This is a genomic window from Devosia sp., from assembly GCF_028290645.1.
Taxonomy (GTDB): Bacteria; Pseudomonadota; Alphaproteobacteria; order Rhizobiales; family Devosiaceae; genus Devosia_A.
The window spans coordinates 1-4,680 of sequence record NZ_JAQGJL010000310.1 but is presented as its reverse complement, the minus strand read 5'-3'; the positions used below and the strand labels follow the sequence as shown (position 1 = coordinate 4,680).

Below are 4,680 nucleotides of genomic sequence, written 5' to 3'. Positions count from 1 at the left end.
CCGCGAACAGGAAGCGCTCGAGCGCTACACCCCATTCAGGCATGGAGAGCCGCAATAGCTGGGAGTTGCGCCGCTTCCGGCACTGTGGTTCGAAGTCTGCGACTGGACGGCTTCGGGTACTGCGCGGTACGTTCTGCCTCAGCGAGGCCATACTCCCGATAGAAGCAATGCGCGCCTCATGGGGAGGCCACGGAGATCGAATGAGCAAGCGTATCGCCATTGCTGCGATCGGTACGATGGGCGACGTCCAGCCCTTCGTCGCGCTGTCGCTTGCGCTGATGAAACGCGGGCACTCGGTCGTCCTCTGCGCCACCAACGATTTCGAAGGCTTCGTCACCAGCCACGGCGTCGAGTTCGCGACGCTGGGCAGCGACATCCAGGCCTTCATGCGCCAGAGCCAGTTCGACAACGTCATGTCGAAGAACTCGCTGCTCTATGCGCCGAAGCTGTTGCGCGACGGCCAGAAGATCATGAAGGAAGCCTGCCGGCGCCTCTGGGCGGTGGCGCAGGATGTCGACGCCATCATCTTCCACCAGACCACCAATTTCGCCGTCGACGTCGCCGAAGCGCTCGACATCCCGGCGATCATGACGGCCTTCCAGCCGATCAACCCGACCGGCGAGTTCCCGTATTTCGGCTATGACGGCCCGCCGCCCGAGCCGCTGTTCAACCGCATCAGCCTCGATCCGCTGTTCAACCGGCTGAGCTACGTCGTCCAGGCGGCGCACCAGAGCTACTACGATTTCCCGCGCGACCGGATGCGGGCCAAGCTGCTGGGCCTGCGCAGCCGCAAGCGCTCGGGCTTTTCCAAGAACGCCCGCGGCGAACCGATCCCGGCGCTCCATGCCTATTCCCAGGTGATCTCCCCCCGCCCCGGCGACTGGCCGGACACCACCACGGTCACGGGCTTCTGGCGGCTCGACGACATCACCGGCTGGGAACCCGACGCGGCGTTCCGCAAGTTCCTCGATGCCGGCGAAGCCCCGATCTATCTCGGCTTCGGCTCGATGCCCTGGGGTGCGCAGCGCAACACCGAGATCATCACCCGCGCTTTGCGCGACTGGGGCGGCCGTGCCGTCGTCGGCAAGGGCTGGGGCGGCATCAAGGCCGAGGACCTGCCCGACACCGTTTACCCCATCGACAAGGCGCCCCATACCAAGCTCTTCCCGCTGATGAAGGCGCTGGTGCACCACGGTGGCGCCGGCACCGCCTATGCCGGTCTCTATGCCGGCCGCCCGACCTTCGTCGTGCCGCACTTCTTCGACCAGCCCTACTGGGGCCGCCGCATCTACGAACTGGGCTGCGGTCCGGCGCCGGTGCGGCTGCGGAAGCTGACGCCCAGCATCCTCGCCACGGCACTCGAGGAACTCGCAACCGACACCTCGTTCGCCATCGCCGCGTCTGAACTGCGCGAGCGCCTGGTACTCGAGGACGGCACGGGCCTCGCCGCCGACATCGTCGAGGAGACGATCGAGACCTATCCGGGCAATCTCTACGACAATGACGAAGTGATGGGGGCCGCCTCGTGAGCGCCTACGACCCGAGCAACATCTTCGCCAAGATCATCCGCGGCGAAATCCCCGCGCACAAGGTCTACGAGGATGACGACGTATTCGTCATGATGGACATCTTCCCGCAATCCAGGGGCCACGCCCTGGTCATACCCAAGGCCGCCTCGCGCAACCTGCTCGACGCCGACCCGGCCGTCCTCGCCAGCGCCATCCAGCTCGTGCAGCGCGTCGCCCGGGCCATCCAGAAGGCCCTCAGCGCCGACGGCATCCGCATCGTCCAGTTCAACGAGGCGCCTGCCGGTCAGTCGGTCTTCCACCTGCATTTCCACATCATCCCGGTGTATGAAGGTGTCCCCATCGGCCGCCACGGCGACGACAGCAGGGCCGCCGATGCAGATCTCGCCGAGCAAGCCAAGGCCATCGCCGCAGCCCTGACGTGACGCCGGCGCCGCAACTCAGCCTCGGTCTGGCCCTCACCGCTGCGGCTGGCATGATCGACGTCGTCGGCTTCATCGAACTCGGCGGCTTCTACACCTCGTTCATGAGCGGCAACACCACGCAGCTGGGCGCCGGCATCGCCGATCTCGGACCGACTCTCGCCCTGCCGGCTGGGCTCATCATCATGTTCGTCGTCGGTAGCTTCCTCGGCAGCATCATTACCGGCCCGGACGATCGCCGCCGGACCATGGGCGTCCTGGCGCTGGTGCTGTTCGGCCTGGCCGTTACGCTGGCGCTCAGCGTCCTGGGGTTCACCGCCGCGCAGGCCATGCTCGCCCTCGCCACTGCCGCGGGCGCGCAGAACGCCATCCTCGTGCAACGCGGCGCGGCACGGCTGGGCACCACCTTCGTCACCGGAACCCTGTTTGCAGTCGGCCAGGACCTGGCCCGCACGGTTCGCGGTGAAGCCCCGCCGCTCAGATGGGTGCAGCACCTGCTGGTCTGGCTGGCCCTGCTGCTCGGGGCCCTGGGCGGCGCCATCGCATACGGGGCCTGGCACGTGTGGGCATTGCTGCTGCCGGCGGCTGTGTATCTGGTGTTCCTCATCGGGTTCGCCGCACGGCGAAGCCACGACTAGCCCGACCCCAAAAAGAAAAGGCCGGGATTGCTCCCGGCCTCACGTACTCCCTGCATGGGAACTCAGTTCTTTTCCTCGGCCGGCTTGTCGGCCGCCTTGGGCTTCTTGACCCTCGGGCCTGGAATAGCCTTGGGGCGTGCCGGACGCGGGGGCACCGCGATCAGCTCGAGCTTGGCATCCGGGCCGACACCGACCACCGCTACGGTGACCGACCCGCCGTTCTGCAGCTCGCCGAATAGCACCTGGTCGGCCAGCGGCTTCTTGACGTGTTCCTGGATCACGCGGCCCAGCGGACGCGCACCCATCTTCTCGTCGTAGCCACGGACGGCCAGCCATTCGGCGGCTTCCAGGGTCAGCTCGATCGTGACGCCCCTCTCGGCCAGCTGGCCTTCGAGCTGCAGCACGAACTTCTCCACGACGCGGCGGACCACCTGCGGCGCCAGCGGGCTGAAGGAGATGATGGCATCCAGTCGGTTGCGGAACTCCGGCGTGAACATCCGGTTGATCGCATCCTCGTCGTCGCCCTGCTCGCGCTTGCGGCCGAAGCCGATCGGCGACTTCTGCAGTTCCATGGCGCCGACATTCGATGTCATGATCAGGATGACGTTGCGGAAGTCGACCGACTTGCCGTTGTGGTCCGTAAGCTTGCCGTGGTCCATCACCTGCAGCAGGATGTTGAACAGGTCCGGGTGGGCCTTCTCGATCTCGTCGAGCAGCACCACGCAATGCGGATGCTGGTCCACGCCATCGGTGAGGAGGCCGCCCTGGTCGAACCCGACATAGCCCGGAGGGGCGCCGATCAGGCGCGACACGGTGTGCCGCTCCATGTACTCGGACATGTCGAAGCGCAGCAGTTCCACACCCAGCGTATCCGCCAGCTGCTTTGCCACCTCGGTCTTGCCGACGCCGGTCGGGCCGGTGAACAGGTACGAGCCGATGGGCTTTTCCGGTTCGCGCAAGCCCGCACGGGCCAGCTTGATGGCGGAGGCCAGGGCCGAAATCGCCATCTCCTGGCCGAACACCACCGTCTTGAGGTTGTTCTCAAGATTGGCGAGCAACTCGGAATCCGACTTTGACACCGACTTGGGCGGGATGCGGGCCATCGTCGCGATGGTCTGCTCGATATCGGGCACGTCGATGACGGTCTTGCGGTTCTCGGGGGTCAGCAGCATCTGGCTGGCGCCCGTCTCGTCGATCACGTCGATCGCCTTGTCCGGGAGCTTGCGGTCGTTGATGTACCGCGCGCTCAGCTCGACGGCCGCCTTCAGCGCCTCATCGGTGTACTTGAGCTTGTGGTAGTCCTCGAAGTAGGGCCTGAGGCCCTTCACGATCTCGATCGCATCGGGGATCGTCGGCTCGGCGACGTCGATCTTCTGGAAGCGCCGGACCAGCGCCCGATCCTTCTCGAAGAACTGCCGGTATTCCTTGTAGGTGGTCGAGCCGATGCAACGGATGTTGCCCGAAGCCAGAGCGGGCTTCAGCAGGTTCGAAGCATCGAGCGCGCCGCCGGAAGTGGCGCCGGCGCCGATCACGGTGTGGATTTCGTCGATGAACAGGATCGCGTCGGGGTGCTTCTCGAGCTCCTTCATGACGGCCTTCAGCCGCTCCTCGAAGTCGCCGCGATAGCGGGTGCCGGCGAGCAGCGAGCCCATGTCGAGCGCGTAGATCACCGCCTCGCGCAGCACCTCAGGCACGTCGCCCTCGATGATCTTGCGGGCGAGGCCCTCGGCAATTGCGGTCTTGCCCACGCCGGCGTCGCCGACATAGAGCGGGTTGTTCTTGGAACGACGGCAGAGGATCTGGATGGTCCGGCGCAGCTCGGAATCGCGCCCGATCAGCGGGTCGATCTTGCCGGCGCGGGCCTTCTCGTTCAGGTTGACGCAGAAGTCGGCAAGGGCCGAGCTCTGGCCGTTGGCGGCGCGCTCACCCTCTTCGCCCTGCCCGGCGCCGCTCGGCCCGTCGGTGCCGCGCACGCGGCGCTCCTCGGTCTGGCCGGACTTGGTGATGCCGTGGGAGATGAAGTTGACCGCGTCGAGCCGCGTCATGTCCTGCTGCTCGAGGAAATAGGCGGCGTGGCTCTCGCGCTCGGCGAAG

General features: G+C 66.3%; 4 protein-coding genes. 3 read left to right on the top strand and 1 reads right to left on the bottom strand.

From position 1 onward, the window contains the following. Nucleotides 1-200 precede the first annotated feature (200 nt). Genes JWQ89_RS16750 through JWQ89_RS16740 form a run of 3 tightly spaced genes read left to right on the top strand, consistent with a single transcriptional unit; the run spans nt 201 to nt 2,586 of the window. Nucleotides 201-1,529 carry a glycosyltransferase gene (locus tag JWQ89_RS16750; protein WP_299642823.1) on the top strand — a complete coding sequence of 443 codons (1,329 nt, stop codon included), beginning with the start codon at nt 201-203 and terminating at the stop codon, nt 1,527-1,529. After that, a complete protein-coding gene (locus JWQ89_RS16745; protein ID WP_299642822.1) occupies nt 1,526-1,951 on the top strand; it encodes an HIT family protein in 426 nt (141 codons plus the stop codon). The genes JWQ89_RS16750 and JWQ89_RS16745 overlap by 4 nt, the downstream gene beginning before the upstream one ends. Further along, the gene (locus JWQ89_RS16740; protein ID WP_299642820.1) at nt 1,948-2,586 is read left to right on the top strand and encodes a DUF1275 family protein; all 639 of its coding nucleotides are present in this window, start codon (nt 1,948-1,950) and stop codon (nt 2,584-2,586) included. Before JWQ89_RS16745 ends, JWQ89_RS16740 begins: the two co-directional genes overlap by 4 nt. A gap of 62 nt (nt 2,587-2,648) precedes the next feature. On the opposite strand, the gene clpA is transcribed toward JWQ89_RS16740, so the two are convergent. Then, a partial coding sequence (gene clpA, locus JWQ89_RS16735) for an ATP-dependent Clp protease ATP-binding subunit ClpA (protein ID WP_299642818.1) occupies nt 2,649-4,680 on the bottom strand: 2,032 nt, incomplete at its 5' end.